This is a genomic window from Stenotrophomonas sp. NPDC077421, from assembly GCF_049545505.1.
GTDB classification, from domain to species: domain Bacteria; phylum Pseudomonadota; class Gammaproteobacteria; order Xanthomonadales; family Xanthomonadaceae; genus Stenotrophomonas; species Stenotrophomonas nematodicola.
Genome location: NZ_JBMWDP010000039.1, coordinates 1 through 19,978 on the forward strand (window position 1 = coordinate 1; position 19,978 = coordinate 19,978).

17 protein-coding genes are annotated in these 19,978 nt (G+C 67.4%); 7 read left to right on the plus strand and 10 right to left on the minus strand.

The features are described 5' to 3' along the window. From lepA to rpoE, 4 genes are all read right to left on the minus strand, one after another. A partial coding sequence (gene lepA / locus ACPEH1_RS17150) for a translation elongation factor 4 (protein WP_423716119.1) occupies positions 1 to 1,262 on the minus strand: 1,262 nt, incomplete at its 3' end. A 167-nt stretch (positions 1,263 to 1,429) separates the two neighbouring features. Further along, positions 1,430 to 2,956, minus strand: coding sequence for a DegQ family serine endoprotease (locus ACPEH1_RS17155; protein ID WP_136003121.1), 1,527 nt, complete (start codon positions 2,954 to 2,956; stop codon positions 1,430 to 1,432). Between the two features lie 86 nt (positions 2,957 to 3,042). After that, positions 3,043 to 3,912: a sigma-E factor negative regulatory protein gene (locus ACPEH1_RS17160; RefSeq protein ID WP_229296543.1), complete on the minus strand. Its 870-nt coding sequence runs from the start codon at positions 3,910 to 3,912 to the stop codon at positions 3,043 to 3,045. 8 nt (positions 3,913 to 3,920) lie between these two features. Beyond that, a complete protein-coding gene (gene rpoE / locus ACPEH1_RS17165; RefSeq protein ID WP_136003119.1) occupies positions 3,921 to 4,541 on the minus strand; it encodes an RNA polymerase sigma factor RpoE in 621 nt (206 codons plus the stop codon). 237 nt (positions 4,542 to 4,778) lie between these two features. Here rpoE and ACPEH1_RS17170 point away from each other — a divergent pair, with 237 nt between their 5' ends. From ACPEH1_RS17170 to ACPEH1_RS17185, 4 genes are all read left to right on the plus strand, one after another. After that, entirely contained in the window at positions 4,779 to 6,842 is a 2,064-nt protein-coding gene (locus tag ACPEH1_RS17170) for a 3-hydroxyacyl-CoA dehydrogenase NAD-binding domain-containing protein (protein WP_153165227.1), read from the plus strand. 220 nt (positions 6,843 to 7,062) lie between these two features. Then, positions 7,063 to 7,926, plus strand: a complete 864-nt coding sequence (locus ACPEH1_RS17175; protein ID WP_136003193.1) for a pirin family protein — start codon at positions 7,063 to 7,065, stop codon at positions 7,924 to 7,926. Positions 7,927 to 8,027: 101 nt separating this feature from the next. Next, positions 8,028 to 8,750, plus strand: a complete 723-nt coding sequence (aqpZ, locus tag ACPEH1_RS17180) for an aquaporin Z (RefSeq protein ID WP_136003117.1) — start codon at positions 8,028 to 8,030, stop codon at positions 8,748 to 8,750. Between the two features lie 250 nt (positions 8,751 to 9,000). Continuing rightward, the gene (locus ACPEH1_RS17185; RefSeq protein WP_166473317.1) at positions 9,001 to 9,462 is read left to right on the plus strand and encodes a hypothetical protein; all 462 of its coding nucleotides are present in this window, start codon (positions 9,001 to 9,003) and stop codon (positions 9,460 to 9,462) included. Positions 9,463 to 9,521: 59 nt separating this feature from the next. On the opposite strand, the gene ACPEH1_RS17190 is transcribed toward ACPEH1_RS17185, so the two are convergent. Continuing rightward, positions 9,522 to 10,373: a pirin family protein gene (locus tag ACPEH1_RS17190; RefSeq protein WP_313241776.1), complete on the minus strand. Its 852-nt coding sequence runs from the start codon at positions 10,371 to 10,373 to the stop codon at positions 9,522 to 9,524. A gap of 262 nt (positions 10,374 to 10,635) precedes the next feature. Between ACPEH1_RS17190 and ACPEH1_RS17195 the strand changes: the two genes are divergently transcribed. Both ACPEH1_RS17195 and ACPEH1_RS17200 read left to right on the plus strand, forming a co-directional pair. Then, positions 10,636 to 12,717: a carbon starvation CstA family protein gene (locus tag ACPEH1_RS17195; RefSeq protein WP_136003114.1), complete on the plus strand. Its 2,082-nt coding sequence runs from the start codon at positions 10,636 to 10,638 to the stop codon at positions 12,715 to 12,717. Next, the gene (locus ACPEH1_RS17200) at positions 12,717 to 12,941 is read left to right on the plus strand and encodes a YbdD/YjiX family protein (RefSeq protein WP_136003113.1); all 225 of its coding nucleotides are present in this window, start codon (positions 12,717 to 12,719) and stop codon (positions 12,939 to 12,941) included. The genes ACPEH1_RS17195 and ACPEH1_RS17200 overlap by 1 nt, the downstream gene beginning before the upstream one ends. Positions 12,942 to 13,120: 179 nt before the next feature. On the opposite strand, the gene ACPEH1_RS17205 is transcribed toward ACPEH1_RS17200, so the two are convergent. The 5 genes from ACPEH1_RS17205 to ACPEH1_RS17225 form a co-directional block, all read right to left on the minus strand. After that, entirely contained in the window at positions 13,121 to 13,522 is a 402-nt protein-coding gene (locus ACPEH1_RS17205; RefSeq protein ID WP_313273417.1) for a hypothetical protein, read from the minus strand. A 390-nt stretch (positions 13,523 to 13,912) separates the two neighbouring features. Beyond that, the gene (locus ACPEH1_RS17210; RefSeq protein WP_423716110.1) at positions 13,913 to 14,377 is read right to left on the minus strand and encodes a hypothetical protein; all 465 of its coding nucleotides are present in this window, start codon (positions 14,375 to 14,377) and stop codon (positions 13,913 to 13,915) included. Between the two features lie 289 nt (positions 14,378 to 14,666). Further along, positions 14,667 to 15,917 carry a DUF819 domain-containing protein gene (locus ACPEH1_RS17215; RefSeq protein WP_312710228.1) on the minus strand — a complete coding sequence of 417 codons (1,251 nt, stop codon included), beginning with the start codon at positions 15,915 to 15,917 and terminating at the stop codon, positions 14,667 to 14,669. 116 nt (positions 15,918 to 16,033) lie between these two features. Further along, a complete protein-coding gene (locus ACPEH1_RS17220; protein WP_017356898.1) occupies positions 16,034 to 17,347 on the minus strand; it encodes a sensor histidine kinase in 1,314 nt (437 codons plus the stop codon). Continuing rightward, positions 17,334 to 18,035 carry a response regulator transcription factor gene (locus ACPEH1_RS17225; RefSeq protein ID WP_017356899.1) on the minus strand — a complete coding sequence of 234 codons (702 nt, stop codon included), beginning with the start codon at positions 18,033 to 18,035 and terminating at the stop codon, positions 17,334 to 17,336. Before ACPEH1_RS17225 ends, ACPEH1_RS17220 begins: the two co-directional genes overlap by 14 nt. A 131-nt stretch (positions 18,036 to 18,166) precedes the next feature. Here ACPEH1_RS17225 and ACPEH1_RS17230 point away from each other — a divergent pair, with 131 nt between their 5' ends. Continuing rightward, complete coding sequence (locus ACPEH1_RS17230; RefSeq protein WP_423716111.1) at positions 18,167 to 19,873, plus strand: ArnT family glycosyltransferase; 1,707 nt, start codon at positions 18,167 to 18,169, stop codon at positions 19,871 to 19,873. Positions 19,874 to 19,978: the final 105 nt, after the last annotated feature.

Genomic DNA, 19,978 nt, shown 5'->3' on the forward strand with positions numbered 1-19,978 from the left:
AGCTTGATGATGTTGCCGATGTACTCCTCGGGCGTGAGCACGTTGGCACGGATGATCGGCTCGCGGATTTCCTCGACCTGGTTCACCGGCGGCAGCTTGGCCGGGTTGTCCATGTTGATGATCGAGCCGTCGGTCTTGAGCACTTCATAGACCACGGTCGGCGCGGTGCTGATCAGGTCCAGGTTGTACTCGCGCTCGAGGCGCTCCTGCACGATTTCCATGTGCAGCATCCCGAGGAAGCCGCAGCGGAAGCCGAAGCCCATCGCCTCGGAGCTTTCCGGCTCGAACCGCAGCGCGGCGTCGTTCAGGCGCAGCTTGTCCAGCGCTTCGCGCAGGTCCGGGTAGTCTTCGGCATCCACCGGGAACAGGCCGGCGAACACGCGCGGCTGCATTTCCTGGAAGCCCGGCAGCGGCTTGGGCGCCGGATCGGCCGCCAGGGTCAGGGTGTCGCCGACCGGCGCGCCGTGGACATCTTTGATGCTGGCGGTGACCCAGCCCACTTCACCGGCGCGCAGGGCTGGCAGCACCTTGCGCTTGGGCGTGAACACGCCGACGTTGTCGACCTGGTGGTTGCGGCCGGTGGACATCACCTGCAGCTTGTCGCCGGCCTTGATCTGGCCCTGCATCACACGCACCAGCGAGACCACGCCCAGGTAGTTGTCGAACCACGAGTCGATGATCAGCGCCTGCAGCTTGTCGGTATCGCGCGGCACCGGCGGCGGAATGCGATGCACGATCGCCTCCAGCACGTCCTGCACGTTCAGGCCGGTCTTGGCACTGACCGGCACCGCATCGGTGGCGTCGATGCCGATCACGGCCTCGATCTCGGCCTTGGCGCGCTCGATGTCGGCCGTAGGCAGGTCGATCTTGTTGATCACCGGCACCACTTCCAGCCCCTGCTCCACCGCGGTGTAGCAGTTGGCCACCGACTGCGCTTCCACGCCCTGGGCCGCATCGACCACCAGCAGCGCGCCTTCGCAGGCGGCCAGCGAGCGGCTGACTTCATAGGAGAAGTCGACATGCCCGGGGGTGTCGATGAAGTTCAGGTGGTAGGTCTGGCCGTCTTTGGCGACATACGGCAACGAGACCGACTGGGCCTTGATGGTGATGCCGCGCTCGCGCTCGATCGGATTGGAGTCGAGCACCTGCGCCTCCATCTCGCGGGCCTGGAGGCCACCGCAAAGCTGGATGATGCGATCGGCCAGCGTGGACTTGCCGTGGTCGACGTGGGCGATGATGGAGAAGTTGCGGATGTTCCGCATCGAATCAGAGGACATAGGTGGCGGCGGCGCGTCGCGTCGTCAGGATAACGACACATTATCGCATGGCCGGCCGGCTCCCGCGTGGGCCTACGTCCGATTGTCGCCAATACCGGCCAGAAACGACCGGGCCCGCCGAAGCGGGCCCGGAAACGCAGCAGTGGCGGGGGTTACTGCCCCGTCTTGATCGCCACGAACGCGCTGTTGCCGGCGCCGGTGCGGACCAGCAGCATCACCACGTCACCCTTCTTGTAGCCCGACAGCTGGCGATCCAGTGCCGCCACGCTGCCGACCGGGGTACGCCCGACCTGCAGGATCACCATGCCCTGCGACAGCTGCGCGTCCCGCGCGGCCTGGCCGGTCACCCGGGTGATGCGCACGCCTTCACCGGACTCCAGGCCCAGCTGCTTGCGCTGGGCCGCGGTCAGGTCGATCACCTCCAGGCCCAGCAGGGCGTTGGCACCGGTCTGCGGCGTGGCCGCGTCGGCCGTCGCCGGACGGCTGCTGGCGCGCTCGGCGTCCTCGGCCAGTTCGGTCAGGGTGGCGGTGAGCTCGCGCTCCTTGCCATCGCGCACGACGCCCAGGCGCACCTTGCTGCCCGGCGGCAGCGCACCGATCGCCGGCGGCAGATCCGACCAGGCATTGACCATGCTGCCGTTGACGGAGCGGATGACGTCGCCGATTTCCACGCCGGCCTTGGCCGCCGCACTGCCGGGCACGATCTGGTTGACCAGCGCACCACGGCTGTCGGGCAGGCCCAGGCCCTGCGCCTTCAACCCGTCGATCGGCTCGACCACGGCCCCCAGCTGGCCACGGCTCACCCGGCCGGAGGTCTTGATCTGCTCGACAGCGCCCATCGCCAGGTCGATCGGGATCGCGAAGCTGATGCCCATGTAGCCGCCCGAGGCGGAGAAGATCTGCGAGTTGATGCCGACCACTTCACCGCGGGTGTTGAGCAGCGGGCCGCCCGAATTGCCCTGGTTGATCGCCACGTCGGTCTGGATGAACGGCACGTAGCGCTGGTCCGGACCGCCGGTGCTGCGGCCGACCGCGCTGACCACGCCGGCCGTGACCGAGTGGTCCAGGCCGAACGGCGAGCCGATCGCAACCACCCACTGACCCGGCTTGAGCGTATTGGAATCGCCCACCCGCACGGTCGGCAGGTTCCTGGCGTCGATCTTGAGCAGGGCCACATCGTACTGCTGGTCGCTGCCGATCACCTTGGCGGTGAACTCGCGGCGGTCGCCCAGCTTGACCTTCACTTCACTGGCATCGGCGACCACGTGGTAGTTGGTCAGCACATAGCCGTCGGCCGAGATGATGAAGCCCGAGCCCATGCCACGCCCGCGGGGGGCCTCGCCCTGCCCGCCCGGCTGGCCGGGCATCTGGAAGTCGGGACCGAAGAAGCGGCGGAAGAATTCGGGCATGTCCTCATCGCCGGGGCCCATCGCACGGGCCGCGCGGTTGTTGCGCACGATGGTGGTCTCGACGTTGACCACGCCGGGCCCGACCTGTTCGACCAGGTGGGTGAAGTCCGGCAGTCCGCTGACCAGCTGCGGGGCCGGCGCGCGCGGCGCCGCGGCCGGGGCCGCGGCGACCGGCGCGGTCGGGGACGGCGACTGGGCACATGCCCCGAGGGGAAGAGTCAGGGACAGGGCCAGCAGGGACAGAGCCTGCTTACGCATGCGAGGGGTCATCAGACGCGAGCCTCCGGGTCAGGAAGAAAGGGAGAGGGACGCTGCGGCCGTAAGGCCGCAGCGCGAACATCGGGATGCCACGCGGCTCAGTCGCGATGGCTGCGGCTGGCCGGCACGGCCGGTTCGGCCTCCTGCAGGCGCGGCTCGAAGGGATAGAACGCGGCGCGTGGCTCCTGCGTGGAGAAGCTGGCATTGAGTGCACCGCCACCGGCCGGGGCCAGTGTGGAGCGTGGCCAGGGCTTGGCCTGCAGACTGCCGACGTCACCGAAGGGATAGGCGCGCGCGGCCGCAGCCGGCACTACCGGCAGGGGGCTGGCGGCGACAGCGCGCTGCGGCTCGGCACTGCGCTCAAGCGCACCGCGCGCGGCCTGCTGGGTACGGGTGGCGCTGTTGCGGCGCGCGGCCGCCACGTCCTGTCGGCGGCTGGCCGCCGCGACCGCAGCGGCGGGCGCGGCGGCCACGGCCAGGGCGGCATCGGCCGGGGCGACCGGGGCGGCGGGCGGCGCCGGCGGCAGCTCGGCCTGGCTGGCGATCACCGTGGTCGGCGCGGGCAGCGGGGTCTCGCCGGGCAGCTGCTCGCGGGTCATGAACATGGCCACCGCCGCCACCGACGCGGCCAGGGCAGCGCCGCCGCCCCACCGACGCCAGCCGCTGCGACGCACCGTGGCCGGCGCGGCAGCCGGCTGCGGCTGCGGTCGCGGCTCGGCAGCCACCGCCACGCGGATGCGCTCGGCGAACGCCTGCGGCGCCGGCGCGCAGGCCTGCCCACGCAGCACATCGCCCAGCATCTGCCAGCGTTCGTGACAGCCGGACAGCGCCTCGTCGTGTTCCAGCCGGCGCAGCATGAAGCGCGCCTCATCGGCCGACAGTTCGCCGTCGATCAGCGCCGACAGCTGCTGCCGGTTGTGGGCATCGAGTTTGTCCGGCGGGGTGCCGGCGTTTCCAGGGGTAGGCATCTTGGGGGTCATACGCGGCTCTTCTCGCGGGTGGCGCTGCCGATATCCAGCAGCGGCCGAAGTTCAGTGTCGATGGCTTCGCGGGCACGGAAAATCCGCGACCGCACGGTGCCGATCGGGCACCCCATCTTCTGCGCGATTTCCTCGTAACTCATGCCATCCACCTCGCGCAGGGTGATGGCCGAACGCAGTTCCTCCGGCAATGCCGCCACCGCCTTCATCACCGTCTGTTCCAGCTCCTGGCGCATCAGTTCGCGCTCGGGCGTGTCGGTGTCGCGCAGGCGGGTGCCGCTGTCGTACTGCTCGGCGTCCCCGATGTCGATGTCATCGGTGGGCGGGCGGCGGTTGTGGGCGGCGAGATGGTTTTTGGCAGTGTTCACGGCGATCCGGTGCAACCAGGTATAGAACTGGGCGTCGCCACGGAAACTGCCGATCGCGCGATACGCGCGGACGAAAGTGTCCTGGGCCACGTCCTGACATTCACTCCAGTCGGCGATGTAGCGCCCGATCAGGGCGACGATCCGGTGCTGGTACTTGCGCACCAGGACATCGAACGCCGCACTTTCGCCGCGCTGCACGCGCCGGACCAGTTCCAGGTCCAGCTCCTGTGGTGTTTCAACCTCGGCCATTGGGGGCCGCACTCCTGTCAGCCCAACCGACGTCGGGCAATGAGACTGCCAATCCCGGGAAAAGTTCAGCGACCGATCAACGACGCCGCACCAGCTTTTAACCACCGTTCCGTTAAGGTTTCCGATCCAGGCAGTGAACCGGCGGTCGTTCTCCCCCCAGCTATAGGGATTTGACGGGGAGGAAACAACCTCTGGATCATAGCCCCCTTCTCCATACACAACCGGATGGAACGTCCCATGCTCTCAGGCTTCGATGGGCTCCGCTTCTCACATTGGCACCCGCAGATCCGTGACGATGGTGTCGTGGTGCTCAGCCTCGACCGCCAGGACAGCAGCGTCAACGCCATGTCGCAGGACGTGCTGCTGGAACTGGGCGACCTGATCGAGCGCATCGCCATCGACCCGCCCAAGGCGGTGGTCATCCAGTCGATCAAGGCGGCCGGCTTCATCGCCGGTGCGGACCTGAAGGAGTTCCAGGAGTTCGACCGGCGCGGTACCGTCAATGACGCGATCCGCCGCGGCCAGAGCACATACCAGAAGCTGGCCGAGCTGCCCTGCCCGACCGTGGCGGCGATCCACGGCCACTGCCTGGGCGGCGGCACCGAGCTGGCGCTGGCCTGCCGCTACCGGGTGGCCTCCAACGACCCCTCCACCCGGATCGGCCTGCCGGAAACCCAGTTGGGCATCTTCCCGGGCTGGGGCGGCAGTGCACGCCTGCCGCAGCTGGTGGGCGCGCCGGCGGCGATGGACATGATGCTGACCGGCCGCAACCTGTCGGCGTCGGCTGCGCGCAACATCGGTCTGGTCGACAAGGTGGTGGCACCGGCCGTGCTGCTCGATACCGCCGTGGCGCTGGCGCTGACCGGCACGACCCGCCCGTTCAAGCAGCGCGCGACCGCCTGGGCGACCAACACCTGGCTGGCACGCAGGCTGCTGGCCCCGCAGATGGCCAAGCAGGTCGCGCGCAAGGCCCGCAAGGAGCACTACCCGGCGCCCTACGCGCTGATCAACACCTGGGCGCGCGCCGGCGGCAGCCCGATCCAGACCCGCCTGGATGCCGAACGCCGAGCTGTGGTCAAACTGGCCAGCACCCCGACCGCGCGCAACCTGATCCGCATCTACTTCCTGACCGAGCGGCTGAAGGCGCTGGGCGGCAAGGACCACGGCATCACCCATGTGCACGTGGTGGGCGCCGGCGTGATGGGCGGCGACATCGCCGCCTGGTCGGCCTACAAGGGCTTCAACGTGACCCTGCAGGACCGCGAACAGCGTTTCATCGACCCGGCGATGGAACGCGCGCAGGCGCTGTTCGCCAGGAAGGTGAAGGACGAGAGCAAGCGCCCGGCCGTGGCCGCGCGGCTCAAGGCCGACCTGGCCGGCGACGGCGTGGCCGTGGCCGACCTGGTGATCGAAGCGATCATCGAAGATGCCGACGCCAAGCGCAGCCTGTACCAGACGCTCGAGCCGACGATGAAGGCCGACGCACTGCTGACCACCAACACATCCTCCATTCCGTTGGTGGAACTGCGCGACCACATCCAGCGCCCGGCCCAGTTCGCCGGCCTGCACTACTTCAACCCGGTGGCGCAGATGCCGCTGGTGGAGATCATCCACCACGACGGCATGGCCCCGGAAACCGAGCGCCGGCTGGCGTCGTTCTGCAAGGCGCTGGGCAAGTTCCCGGTGCCGGTGGCCGGCACGCCCGGCTTCCTGGTCAACCGCGTGCTGTTCCCGTACATGCTCGAAGCCGCCACCGCCTACGCCGAAGGCGTTCCCGGGCCGGTGCTGGACAAGGCGGCGGTGAAGTTCGGCATGCCGATGGGCCCGATCGAACTGCTCGACACCGTCGGTCTCGACGTGGCCGCCGGCGTGGGCAAGGAACTGGCACCGTTCCTGGGCCTGCAGATTCCCGCCGCCCTGCAGACCGTTGAACAGGGCAAGCGCGGCAAGAAGGATGGCCAGGGCCTGTACAAGTGGGAGAACGGCCGCGCGCAGAAGCCGGACGTGCCGGCGGGCTACGCAGTGCCTGCCGACCTTGAGGACCGCCTGATCCTGCCGCTGCTCAATGAAGCCGTGGCCTGCCTGCACGAAGGCGTGGTCGCCGACGCCGACCTGCTCGATGCGGGCGTGATCTTCGGCACCGGGTTCGCCCCGTTCCGCGGCGGCCCGATCCAGTACATCCGCGCCACCGGCGCCGATGTGCTGGTGGAACGCCTGAAGGCGCTGCAGCAGCGTTACGGCGACCGTTTCGCACCGCGCCCGGGCTGGGACGATGCGGTGCTGCGCGAGCCGGTGATCTGACGCACGCCGCACGATCAGGGGCCGCCGGATAGACCCCGGCGCTACGGATGCAGCAACGCCACCGCAAGGTGGCGTTGCTGTCTGCGCGTCAGACGGTCACGGGCCGCCGCACCACGGCCTTTGACCCGCCCAACGCAACACCCTGTTGCCCGCACGGGTCATGCGCCTGCCCCACCCGCATGCCATCCTTGCGTCTGTCCCCGCCAGCGAGATCGCCCGCATGACCACCATCATCGCCCCCCGCGTGCACGACATCGGCGGCCTGCAGGTGCGCCGCGCGGTGCCTACCCTGCAGGCACGCAGCGTCGGGCCGTTCGTGTTCGTCGACCAGATGGGCCCGGCCGTGCTCGGTGCCGGTACCGGCATCGATGTGCGCCCGCATCCGCATATCGGCCTGGCCACGGTCACCTTTCTGTGGTCCGGCGCCATCGGCCACCGCGACACGCTCGGCTCGGACCAGGTGATCCGTCCCGGCGACGTCAACTGGATGACCGCCGGCCGCGGCATCGCCCACTCCGAGCGCACCCCGCCGGTGGAGCGCGAACACGACCATCCGCTGCACGGCATGCAGACCTGGATCGCGCTGCCCAGGAGCGCCGAAGAAACCGACCCGGCCTTCCATCACCATGCCGCCGCCACCCTGCCCCAGCAGCGCCGCAACGGTGCCTGGCTGCGCGTGATCGCCGGGCGTGCGTACGGCGAGGAGTCGCCGGTGAAGGTGTTCAGCGACACCCTCAACGTGGCCATCGACCTGGACCCGGACGGTGAGATCGATCTGGATACCGGCCACGTGGAGCGCTCGCTGTACATCCTCGAAGGCGAGGCGCAGCTGGACGGCGTGGACGTGCCGGCCCAGCACCTGATCCTGCCCGAACCGGGCGCACGCGGCCGCCTGCGCGCCAAGACCCCGGTCAAGGCGATGCTGATGGGCGGCGAACCGCTGGATGGCCCGCGCCACCTGTGGTGGAACTTCGTCTCCAGTTCCAAGGAGCGCCTGGAGCAGGCCAAGCACGACTGGGAAGCCGGCGCCTTCGGCACCATTCCCGGCGACGACAAAGAGTTCATTCCCCTGCCGCAGGCCTGACCCTGCCGTTCGTCGGCACGTTGACGCCACACTCACACCGATGAACATCGATTCAGCTACGGTCTGCCTGCCCATCCCGGGCAGACCGCGTGGAGACATCGATGAGCATGGGCAAGCGACTTGCGGCCGAGTTCCTCGGCACGTTCTGGCTGGTGCTGGGTGGTTGTGGAAGTGCGGTACTGGCGGCCACGTTCGGCGGTGACGGCAATCCCCTCGGCATCGGGTTTCTCGGCGTGGCGCTGGCCTTCGGCCTGACCGTGCTGACCGGGGCCTATGCGTTCGGCCATGTGTCCGGCGCGCACTTCAACCCGGCCGTCAGCATCGGCCTCTGGGCCGGCGGCCGCTTTCCGGCGCGCGACCTGGTGCCTTACATCGTCGCCCAGGTGCTCGGTGGCCTGCTGGCGGGCGTCATTCTGCTGCAGATCGCCTCGGGCGCACCCGGCTTCGCCATCGATGGCAGCCAGGCCGGTGCATTCGCCAGCAACGGGTACGGTGCACTGTCGCCTGGCGGGTACAGCGTGGCGGCCGCCTTCCTGTGCGAGGTGGTGCTGACGGCGGTGTTCCTGATCGTGATCATGGGGTCCACGCATGGCCGGGCACCGGCCGGGTTCGCCCCGATCGCGATCGGCCTGGCGTTGACGCTGATCCACCTGATCAGCATTCCGGTCACCAATACCTCGGTGAACCCGGCGCGATCCACTGCAGTGGCGTTCTTCGCCGGCAGTGGCGCGGTCGGGCAGCTGTGGCTGTTCTGGTTGGCACCGGTACTGGGCGGCCTGATCGGCGGCGTGGCCTGCAAATGGATCGGCGCCGAGCCGCGCTGAGCCGGGCGACGGGCAGGCCGCCACGGGCTGCCCGACAGCGCATGCCGCACTGCGGATTCACATTCATTTGAAACTGATATTTGTAGATCGAATCACATTCCGCTACCGTCCGAATCACCAGTCCGTCACCTGACGGCTGGCGCCTCCGGGACGCGCATGGGGATATGCGCAGCCATCGGCCTGGGTTTCCGCGGCCACCGGATCGCGCCTGCCTGACGCGGACCCGGCCATTCCGACCCTGGGGGAAAGCATGAACGTCCTGCGCGCCGCTGTATGCCTGAGCCTGTTGTCGTCCGCCGCCGTGGCATGGGCGCAATCGCCGTCCGAGTGTCCTTCGCTGCCTGCCGGCAGCGGCCTGCAATGGCATCAGCAGGCACAGTCCGACTTCATGCTGTGCAAGGCCAGCACCGCCGATGGACGCGAGGTGCTGAGCCTGATTCTCAGTGCGCGCGATCCCGCGCTCACCCTGACCCGTACGCTGCGCCAGGAAAAAGGCGGTTTCGCCGGCGAGTCGATGTACTGGTACCAGCCGGACCTGGGCGGCCAGAAACCGCCGGGCTACGACACCCGCCGCGTGGCGGTGGTGAAGTTCGACAAGAACCGCTATGCGCAGATCGCGCTGTATGCCGACAACGCGCAGGAACTGGGCACGCTGCAGTCGCTCACCCAAGGCATGAACCTGACGCCGACGGCGGTTGCCGCGGGGCGCTGACGGTGCAGCAGCCGCCGAGCCAGGCTCGGCGTCACCGTCCGCTTCCGGGTGTCAGGAGCTCAGAAACGGCCTTCCTGGAAGTCCACAAAGGCCTGCATCAGCTCCTGGCGGGTGTTCATCACGAACGGCCCGTGGCGCATCACCGGCTCACGCAGCGGCCGGCCCGCCACCAGGATCAGCCGCGCGCCGTCGGCACCGGCCTGGAGGTCCAGGCGCTCGCCGCCGCCGAGCACCGCCAGCTCCTGGCGTGCCACCGGCCGCGCATCCTCGCCCTGCCCGACCGTCAGCCCGCCTTCGAAGACGTACGCGAAGGCGCTGTGCCCATCCGGCAGATCGTACGACCAACCGGCACCGGCGCCGAGGGTGATGTCCAGGTACACCGGATCGGTCGCCGGCTGGACGATCGGCCCGGTCACGTCGCCGACCTGCCCGGCGATCACCTTCACCTGCACGCCGTCGGCCGGCTGCGCCACCGGAATGCGCTCGGGCGCGAACTCCTGGTACTTCGGGTCGGTCATCTTGTCGCGCGCCGGCAGGTTCACCCACAGCTGGAAGCCGCGCATCTGGCCGGATTCCTGTTCGGGCATTTCCGAATGCACCACGCCGCGCCCGGCGGTCATCCATTGCACGCTGCCGGGAGTCAGCAGCCCCTCGTTGCCGTGGTTGTCCTTGTGCCGCATGCGTCCATCGAGCATATAGGTCACGGTCTCGAAGCCACGGTGCGGGTGGCTCGGGAAGCCGGCGATGTAGTCCTCGGCGCGATCGGTGCCGAATTCATCCAGCAGCAGGAACGGATCCAGGTCGGGCAGCGACGGCCCGCCGATCACGCGCGTCAGGCGCACGCCGGCGCCATCGGAGGTGGCCATGCCACGGATGGTGCGCAGCACGCGCACGGGGTTGGGGCTGCTCATGTCGACTCCGACGGGTGGGGACGGGATACAACATGGGCGCCGCGCCCGCTGCCGCCAACCGCCACGCCCGCAACCGATTGTTCCAGTGGTGGCGTGCGCCCACCGTGCAGGCCGCGCGCATGACCGCTGCCGCTGTCCGCATCCCCACGCCGCCCGCGTTGCGACCTACGACCAAAGTACTAGCGGCACGCCCCCGTCTTCGCATTGACCCTGTCGGTGCCAAGGCGGACTCTTACGATGTTCTCCAGGGAGACGCACACTCATGAAAGGTTTTTCCAAGCTGGGCTGGGCGGCGCTCGCGCTGCTCGGCGCATTCTGTCTTGGCACCGTCGCGCTGCGCCGGGGCGAACACATCAATGCCTTGTGGATCGTGGTCGCCGCGGTCTCCATCTATCTCATCGCGTACCGCTTCTACAGCCTGTTCATCGCCGACAAGGTAATGCAGCTCGACCCGACCCGGGCGACACCGGCGGTGATCAACAACGATGGCCTGGACTACGTCCCGACCAACAAGCACGTGCTGTTCGGCCACCACTTCGCCGCCATCGCCGGCGCCGGCCCCCTGGTCGGCCCGGTGCTGGCCGCGCAGATGGGCTACCTGCCGGGTCTGTTGTGGCTGGTGGTCGGCGTGGTTCTGGCCGGCGCGGTGCAGGATTTCATGATCCTGTTCCTTTCCAGTCGCCGCAACGGCCGTTCGCTGGGTGACCTGGTGCGTGAGGAAATGGGCCAGGTGCCCGGCACCATCGCCCTGTTCGGCGCGTTCCTGATCATGATCATCATCCTGGCCGTGCTGGCGATGGTGGTGGTCAAGGCGCTGGCGGAAAGCCCCTGGGGCATGTTCACGGTGATCGCCACGATGCCCATCGCGATCCTGATGGGCATCTACATGCGCTACATCCGCCCGGGCAAGATCGGCGAGATTTCCATCGTCGGCCTGATCCTGCTGCTGCTGGCCATCTGGTACGGCGGCAAGGTCGCGGCCGATCCGGTGTGGGGCCCGGCCTTCACCTTCACCGGCATCCAGATCACCTGGATGCTGATCGGCTACGGCTTCGTCGCCTCGGTGCTGCCGGTGTGGCTGCTGCTGGCCCCGCGCGACTATCTGTCCACCTTCCTGAAGATCGGCACCATCGTGGCGCTGGCGATCGGCATCCTGATCGTCATGCCCGAACTGAAGATGCCGGCGCTGACCCAGTTCGCGGCCAGCGGCGACGGCCCGGTCTGGAAGGGCGGCATGTTCCCGTTCCTGTTCATCACCATCGCCTGCGGCGCGGTCTCCGGCTTCCATGCGCTGATTGCCTCGGGCACCACGCCCAAGCTGCTCGCCAATGAACGCCACATGCGCTACATCGGCTACGGCGGCATGCTGATGGAATCGTTCGTGGCGGTGATGGCACTGGTGGCCGCGTCGATCATCGATCCGGGCATCTACTTCGCGATGAACAGCCCGGCGGCGGTGATCGGTGCCGATGCGGTATCGGCGGCGCACTACATCACCAACACGTGGGGCTTCACGATCACGCCGGAGCAGCTGCAGGCCACTGCGGCGGCCATCGGCGAACCGACCATCCTGCACCGCGCCGGTGGCGCGCCAACGCTGGCCGTGGGCATCGCGCAGATCCTGCATGAAGCCATCCCCAGCGGCAGCAACGCGATGATGGCGTTCTGGTACCACTTCGCGATCCTGTTCGAGGCGCTGTTCATCCTCACCGCAGTGGATGCCGGTACGCGTGCGGGCCGCTTCATGCTGCAGGACCTGCTGGGCAACTTCATCCCCGCACTGAAGAAGACCGAGTCCTGGACGGCCAACATCATCGCCACCGGCGGCTGCGTGGCGCTGTGGGGCTACCTGCTCTACACCGGCGTGGTCGATCCGTTCGGCGGCATCCAGACCCTGTGGCCGCTGTTCGGCATCTCCAACCAGATGCTGGCCGGCATCGCGTTGATGCTGGGCACGGTGGTGCTGTTCAAGATGAAGCGCGACCGCTTCGCCTGGGTCACGGCCGTGCCGGCGGTATGGCTGCTGATCTGCACCACCTACGCCGGGCTGATCAAGATATTCGACAGCAATCCGGCCCAGGGCTTCCTCGCCCAGGCGCACAAGTACCAGGACGCGATCGCCACCGGCACCATCACCGCACCGGCCAAGACCATCGGGCAGATGAACCAGATCGTGGTCAACGCCTACGTCAATACCGGCCTGACCGTGCTGTTCCTGTTCGTGGTGTTCTCGATCCTGGTCTACGCGATCAAGACGATCGTGCAGGCGCGCCGTTCGCCGGTGCGTACCGACAAGGAAACCCCGTACGTGGCGCTGCAGCCGCACCAGATGGCGGACCTGTGATGAGTACCGAACTGGTTCCCGTCGGCCAGTACCAGGCGCACCGCCGGCTGTGGCGGCGCCTGGTGCAGACCGCACGGCTGTGCTGCGGCATTCCCGACTACGACAACTACGTGCGGCACGTGCTGGAGAATCACCCGGACCGCGAACCGATGGACTACAAGACCTTCTTCCGCGAGCGGCAGGAGGCCCGCTACGGCGGGAGGAACGGCGGTCGCTGCTGCTGAAAGGCTCCGAACGGCTGACCTGTCCGCCACAGGCTGACACCTGTGGCGGACGATACACCCGCCTTCAGGCGGCCATAGACGCCCGATGCACTGCATCGGGCGTCTGCATTTCAGGCGATAAGTGCCCCCTCTGAGGTTGACTTAGAGTGGACATGAGTCCTCTTCATGTGGACTGGCTGTCAACGGATCAAAGTTACCAGCGCGCGCCTGAGAGCGGGGTGGTTTTCCACGACCGCAACCAGATCCATGCCTGGATTCCCACCGCCAGCCCCAAATAGGAAGTACTCAAGAGCTTCGCCTTCTTCTGAACTAGAAGTCGTAACCACTTCAAGCCTGTCGTTGAGCTCCAGCACTGCATCAAGAGCGTCCTCCAGTGCATCCGAAAATTGGCCAACGCAACAAACCTCTTTGCAGCCCAGACGAACTGCCTCGAGCGCAAAACTCAAAGACGACTCGACCTCCGAAGCCATGAAAGCAGGAAGCAACAACGCACAATTCTTAACATTGATGCCATTTTCGATCCGCTTAAAGGATTCGAAATCGCACAGAAAAACTCTGCGATATCCAAAATTCATCATCATGATCAGGGCGTCGGCGGGGGAGGCGAAGGAGGATTCTTGTACCTTTCAATACTACCTCTGAATGCCTTTATCTCCCGTTCAAGATGCTGGATTCGTCGCTGCTGTTGCCGAGCAATCGTCTCCGGCGGAAGCTTCTGCCCAGTACGCCGCGCAGTTGGCGACGAAGAAAGATAACATCAGCACCGGACTCTAAACCCGCCCACTACTCAAGCCGGGGGGACGTCGGCTCCCCCTTGGGACTGAGCCCCACCATTACTTTCAATAAGGCGCTGCTCGCGTCCAGCGATTGCATCAGGATTTGAAGAGTTCTTGCCCACCGTGGCAGGACGGTACCCATCTGCAGTTTTGGCTTGATGATCTGGCTGAGCTGTACGCTTTGCCACCTGCTGCTCAGGCGTCCCTGTTCCGCTCGTTCTCCCTGAGTATGTTGGCTTGACCGGATGGTCGCTGCATATGCGACGCTTGTGACCGACGAGCAGCGCGCCATCGGCTCGGGGGTATGGACGTTCCATCCCGAGTAATGCTCGAAGGTCCCCCCACGTAAGGAATGTCGATGTCCCAGTCGCCCATCGGCAGGTTGGGAATCCCTTCGCCTGGCACCGCATACTTCCGCCCCAGCGCCACAGGCAAGTTGTTGTTGCCCGGAATGGAGACGTCGCTGACGGCGAAACTGAGCTCGCCCGTATAAAGGTTTACGGCGTCGCCAAAGAGCTGCGGCCCTTCAGCCGTGATGTGCTCGCGCGATTTGATCAGCTTGGAGTATTCCTCCCAAGGCTGCGCGGCCCAGACTGGCTGCGTGAGGAGTACGAAGGCGCACAGCAGGGTCCGAGCCGCCGCCCGAAGGAGAGGCTTCATAGGATGTGATTCCTTTCTGACCTTCCACGGCCTACCCACTCATTGAATTGAGTCGGACAGCCCCCTGTTACCGATGTGTCGTGCTGCTGTCGGCTCCCCAGTCGAACAGCATCGGGTCTGTATCACGGGTAGGCGAGCTTCACAATCTCGGAAGGACGTCGGTCGGGGCGTCCGCAACAAGACCAAGGTGTTCAAGCGCGTCGCCCGGCAGCACCGGGACGACGCGCTTTTTTCTCCTGAAAGTCCGGGCAGCCCTCCCCGGCGCTGGGTGAAGGGCCGGTTTCGTCCCTTACCCCCCGGCCATCCATTTCAGGATCAGACCGGTCACATAGGCCAGGCCGGTACCGGTGGCATAGCCCACCGTGCCGAGCAGCACGCCCACCGGTGCCAGCGACGGATGGAACGCCGCGGCGACCACCGGGGCCGATGCGGCGGCGCCGATGTTGCCCTGCGAACCAATGGCGAAGAAGAACAGCGGCGCGCGCACCAGCTTGGCGACGATCCACAGCACCAGGATGTGGGTGAGCATCCAGATCACACCCAGGGCAAACAGCCACGGGCGGTCCAGCAGCGACAGCAGGTCCATCTGCATGCCGATGCAGGCGATCAGGAAGTACAGGAACACCGTGCCCAGGCGCGAAGCGCCGGCCGCTTCGAGTCGGCGCGCACGGGTGAAGCTCAGACCCAGGCCGAGCGCGGTGGACAGCAGCACCACCCACACGAACGGGCTGTCCAGGCTGAACTGGCTGGCCCAGCTGACGTTCTCCTTGAACCAGCCGCTGAGCGGCGCGGCAATCGCATGGGCCAGACCCACGCCGCCCAGCGCCACGCCGACAATCACCATCAGGTCGGTCAGGCTGGGAATGCGCGCGTTCTGCGCCTCGTAGGCGGAGATGCGTTCTTTCATCTCGTCGATGGCGCGGGTGTCGGCGCCGTTGCGGATGTCGATCTGCTTGGCGCGATTGGCCAGGAACAGCAGGATGGCCATCCACAGGCTGGCACAGGCCACATCAACCACCGCGAACTGGCCGAAGGTAGTGGCGTCGGTGCCGAACACTTCGCGCATCGCCACCATGTTGGCGCCGCCGCCGATCCAACTGCCGGCCAACGCCGCCATGCCCGTCCAGGTATCGCCGGCCACCGTTTCGGGGTGGATCCAGGACATCACCTGGAACGACACGATCGCGCCGAGCATGATGCCAAGCGTGCCGGCGCAGAACACCAGCAGCAGCTTGGGACCGAGCTTGATCACCCCCTTGATGTCGATCGACAACGTGAGCAGCACCAGCGCGGCCGGCAGCAGGACGTCACGGGCGATCGGGTTGTACAGCGTGGTGTTGTGCCCGTCGATCAGACCGGCGGTGTTGTAGATGGCCGGGATGAAGTAGCACAGCAGCAGCGCCGGGACCCAGGCGAAGATTTTTTTCAGGAGCGGGGTCGGGCCGCTGGCAGCCCAGAAAACAAGGGCCAGGGTGGCGGCAATCAGGCCGAGGCCGACGATGTCGCTGGTGATCAGGGCAGTACTGGGTTCGGTCGGCATGACGCCATCCTCTGTCGATCGAAGGGATAAAAAAAGCGCCGCATGTAGCGGCGCGTAGTGAGCTTAACATTGTCTTCACGACGGGCCGTGCCGCGGCGCAGCGTGGCCCGGGACGATCACGACGTCGGCCAATCCGGCAGCGACGCGCCCAGATCGAGAATCACCCGCGTCCCGCGTGGCTCGCACGGCTCGATCTGCAGCGCCCAGCCAAGGTGCTCGCAGAGGCGGGCAATCAGCTCCAGCCCGATCCCGCTCTGCTCATTGCGGTAGCCGCGGGCCATGCGCGCGTGCACCGCGGCGATTTCTTCCGGACTCATGCCGTGCCCGGGATCCTGCAGCGTCACCACGGCCTGCGGCGAGACCTCGATGCGGATGGTGCCGCGCCCGCTGTTCTCGATCGCATTGCGCAGCAGGTTGCCGATCGCTGCCTGCACCACGCCGAGTGGCGCCACGATGTCCACCCGGGCCAGTCCACCGAGGTCGATGCGCAGGTCCTTGTCGCCCATCAGGTGGCGATGGTCTTCGATGATGTCCGGCACCAGCTGGTCCAGCGCGATGCGCTCGCCCAGCGCCGCCAGCCGGGCCGGATCGCGCGCCAGCACCAGCAGCAGCTGGATCAGCTGCTCCACGCCCTGCGCGGTGCGCCGCACCCGCTGCATCTGCTGCCGCGCCCGATCGGGCACGTCCGGCTCGCCCAGCGCGAGCTCGGCCGCGCCGGTGATCACCGCGATGGGCGTGCGCAGCTCATGGCTGGCGGTACTGATGAACACACGTTCGCGCTCGACGAACTGCTCGTTGCGCGCCAGGTAGTCGTTGAGCGCATTGGCGATGACATACAACTCCGAACTGCCGCGCGGATCCACTTCCACACGCTGCCCCGGCACGCCCGGACGCAGTTCATCGATGCGGCGCGCCAGCGAGCTGAGCGGGCGCACCAGGCGGCCCACGCCGAAGGACGCCATGAGCACGGTGACAATGATCATCACCACGCCGGCCAGCATCACCCAGCGCGTGGCGAACTGCTCCAGCTCGTGGAAGTCGTTGATGTCCAGCACCAGCGCGAGACGGCCCAGATGGGGCGTTTCGCGCACCATCACCGCGCTTTGCCGGCCGCCGACCATGACCCCGTCGTGCAGACCCGGATGCAGCGCGCGCAGGCTCTCCGGCGCGTCGCTGGCGTCATTGATGTAGAACAGGCGCAGGGTGTCCGAATCCTGCCAGCGGTAGTGCGGCTCGTGCTCGATGTGGTTGACGATGCTGTCCAGTTCGGAATTGAGCAGCGCGCGCCATGCTGAATGTTCGGCATGCTCGTGCACGTAGTTGCCCACGCTGAACACCGCCAGTGAGATCAGCGCCAGATACCCCAGCAGCCACCACACCATGCGCCGGTGCAACGGTGCCGGCCGGCGCGTGGCACTACGCCATCTCATCGCTGCTCCCTGCGGCGCTGACGCCGAGTCGATAGCCCACGCGCGGCAGGGTGTGGATCAGCTTCTGCTGGAACGGACCGTCGACGCTGCGGCGCAGTTCGTAGATGTGCGAGCGCAGCAGGTCGCCGTCGGGCAGTTCGTCGCCCCACAGCGCGAACTCCAGCTGCTGGCGGGTCACGGCGCCCGGGCTGGCACGCATCAGCACCTCCAGCAACTTGCGGCAGGCCGGGTACAGGTGCAGCGTCTTGCCGTCGCGCTGCGCTTCCAGCGTGGCCAGGTCCAGGCGCAGGTCCGCCACTTCCAGTGCCTTGCGCGGGTTGCGGCCGTTGGCACGCACCATCAGCGCTTCCAGCCGCACCTCCAGTTCGGGCAGGGCGAACGGCTTGGTCAGGTAGTCGTCCGCACCGGCCCGGAACCCGGCGATCTTGTCGGGCAGCTCGTCGCGGGCGGTGAGCATGATCACCGGCACTTCCGAGCCGTGGTCGGCGCGCAGCCGGCGCAGCACCTCCGGCCCCTCCATGCGCGGCAGCATCCAGTCCAGCACCAGCGCATCGTAGGGGTGGGTGACGGCCAGGTGCAGGCCGGTCACGCCATCGGGGGCCACATCGAGCACATGTCCCCGCGATTCGAAATAATCGAATAGATTGGCGACCAGCTGGCGGTTGTCTTCGATGACCAGAAGCCGCATGGGGATACTCGGTGTGAAGGATCACGGCATGGTAGCGGGAACCACGTCGGAATCCGGTCGCAATACGATGCATTTCGACGCTTTTCCCACGCTGTCGGGGAGACAGTGACTGTTTGTTGTAGGGTCCGCGGATGCACCACACCTCACGTTCGGCACGCCTCTGGCGTCCCTTGGCCTGCCTGGCCATGCTGCTGGCCCTGGCGGCCGGCATCGGCCTGCGCCAGCCCTCGCCCCCGGATGAACCGCGCTTCGTGCTGGCCGCCCGCGCAATGGTCGATACCGGGCAGTGGCTGCTGCCGCACCGGGGCAACGAGCTGTACGCCGAGAAGCCACCGGTGTTCATGTGGATGCAGGCCGCCAGTCACCAGGTGTTCGGCGGCTGGAACCTGGCCTTCCTGGTCCCGTCGCTGCTGGCGGCACTGCTGACGCTGTGGCTGACCTGGGACCTGACCCGGCGCCTGTGGAACCGCCGCGTCGCGTGGTGGGCCGTGCTCGCCTTGTTCAGCTGCCTGCAGTTCGGGCTGATGGCCAAACGCGCGCAGATCGATATGGTGCTGGTGGCGATGACCACCCTGGCCATGTGGGGTCTGCTGCGCCATCTGCTGGAAGGCCGCAACCTGACCGCACTGTGGATCGCCGGCATTGCCGCCGGCGTGGGCACGGTGACCAAGGGCGTGGGCTTTCTGCCGCTGCTGGTGCTGCTGCCGTGGGCGGTGTGGCGCTGGCGCGGCCGGGCGCTGGACCGGCCAGCCGTGCCGGCACGTACGCTGTGGTGGCTGCTGCCCGCCTTCCTGCTGGGCACGGCGGTGTGGCTGGCGCCCCTGGGCATCGCGCTGCTGAGCGACCCCGACCCGAGCCTGCACGCCTATGCGCGTGAGCTGCTGTTCAAGCAGACCGGCACCCGCTACGCCAATGCGTGGCACCACGTGCAGCCGGCCTGGTATTACCTGCAGGTGATGGCGACGTTGTGGCTGCCCGGCAGCCTGCTGCTGCCGGCCCTGCTGCCGGGCTGGTGGCGGCGCCTGAAGCGGCTGGACGGCCGCTACTGGCTGCTGCTGGGCTGGTGCCTGCTGGTGCTGGTGTTCTTCAGCGCCAGCCCGGGCAAGCGCGAGGTCTACATCTTCCCGATGCTGCCGCTGCTGTGCGTGGCCGCCGCGCCGCTGCTGCCCGGCCTGCTGCGCCGGGCCGGGGTGCGCTGGCTCCTGCTGGCCTACGTGGCGCTGCTGGCGGTGGGCGCGCTGTACATCGCCGTGGACCTGCACGGCGGCAGCCCGTGGGCGCACGCGCAACTGGCCCGGCGTGACATGCCCGACAGCCTGCTGCCGGTGCTGGGCAACTGGCTGCTCGGCTTCGGCGTGGTGCTGGCGGTTCTGGTGGTGTGGCTGCGCCAGCGCCGCGCCGGCCTGCTGGTGGTGGTCACCGCGGTCCTGCTCTGGAACCTGTATGGCTGGGGCCTGATGCCGACGCTGGACCCGTACAGCTCGGCCTCGGCGCTGATGCAGCGGGTCGGCCAGCGGATCGGACCGGACGCCGAACTGGGTCTGGTGGCCTGGCGCGAGCAGAACCTGCTGCAGGCCGATCGCAAGGCCGCCGTGTTCGGTTTCAAGCGGCCCTGGGACCAGCAGTGGCAGGACGCCGGCCCGTGGCTCGCGCAGGCGCCACAGACCCGCTGGGTGCTGGTGCTGGACGAGGCGATGAGCCCGTGCGTGGATCGTGCCCAGGTGATCGAGATCGGCAGCAGCAACCGCAACCGCTGGCAGCTGTTGCCGGGTACCGCGTGGCGCAGCGACTGCACCGCGCACCTGCCCAGTGATGCTGCCGACCCGGACACGGACTGAACCGATGACGCATCCGGCCGCCGTTTAACCCTGGGCCAACACTGCTCCGACCCCGCTCCGACACTGCGCTGATGACCATGACGCCGGATCATTCACCGGCTGCCG

Coding starts and splice junctions, on each gene's coding strand:
- ACPEH1_RS17155 (WP_136003121.1), bottom strand. CDS start 2,956: ATGACCCCTCGCATGCGTAAGCAGGCTCTGTCCCTGCTGGCCCTGTCC.
- ACPEH1_RS17160 (WP_229296543.1), bottom strand. CDS start 3,912: ATGCCTACCCCTGGAAACGCCGGCACCCCGCCGGACAAACTCGATGCC.
- rpoE (WP_136003119.1), bottom strand. CDS start 4,541: ATGGCCGAGGTTGAAACACCACAGGAGCTGGACCTGGAACTGGTCCGG.
- ACPEH1_RS17170 (WP_153165227.1), top strand. CDS start 4,779: ATGCTCTCAGGCTTCGATGGGCTCCGCTTCTCACATTGGCACCCGCAG.
- ACPEH1_RS17175 (WP_136003193.1), top strand. CDS start 7,063: ATGACCACCATCATCGCCCCCCGCGTGCACGACATCGGCGGCCTGCAG.
- aqpZ (WP_136003117.1), top strand. CDS start 8,028: ATGAGCATGGGCAAGCGACTTGCGGCCGAGTTCCTCGGCACGTTCTGG.
- ACPEH1_RS17185 (WP_166473317.1), top strand. CDS start 9,001: ATGAACGTCCTGCGCGCCGCTGTATGCCTGAGCCTGTTGTCGTCCGCC.
- ACPEH1_RS17190 (WP_313241776.1), bottom strand. CDS start 10,373: ATGAGCAGCCCCAACCCCGTGCGCGTGCTGCGCACCATCCGTGGCATG.
- ACPEH1_RS17195 (WP_136003114.1), top strand. CDS start 10,636: ATGAAAGGTTTTTCCAAGCTGGGCTGGGCGGCGCTCGCGCTGCTCGGC.
- ACPEH1_RS17200 (WP_136003113.1), top strand. CDS start 12,717: ATGAGTACCGAACTGGTTCCCGTCGGCCAGTACCAGGCGCACCGCCGG.
- ACPEH1_RS17205 (WP_313273417.1), bottom strand. CDS start 13,522: ATGATGATGAATTTTGGATATCGCAGAGTTTTTCTGTGCGATTTCGAA.
- ACPEH1_RS17210 (WP_423716110.1), bottom strand. CDS start 14,377: ATGAAGCCTCTCCTTCGGGCGGCGGCTCGGACCCTGCTGTGCGCCTTC.
- ACPEH1_RS17215 (WP_312710228.1), bottom strand. CDS start 15,917: ATGCCGACCGAACCCAGTACTGCCCTGATCACCAGCGACATCGTCGGC.
- ACPEH1_RS17220 (WP_017356898.1), bottom strand. CDS start 17,347: ATGAGATGGCGTAGTGCCACGCGCCGGCCGGCACCGTTGCACCGGCGC.
- ACPEH1_RS17225 (WP_017356899.1), bottom strand. CDS start 18,035: ATGCGGCTTCTGGTCATCGAAGACAACCGCCAGCTGGTCGCCAATCTA.
- ACPEH1_RS17230 (WP_423716111.1), top strand. CDS start 18,167: ATGCACCACACCTCACGTTCGGCACGCCTCTGGCGTCCCTTGGCCTGC.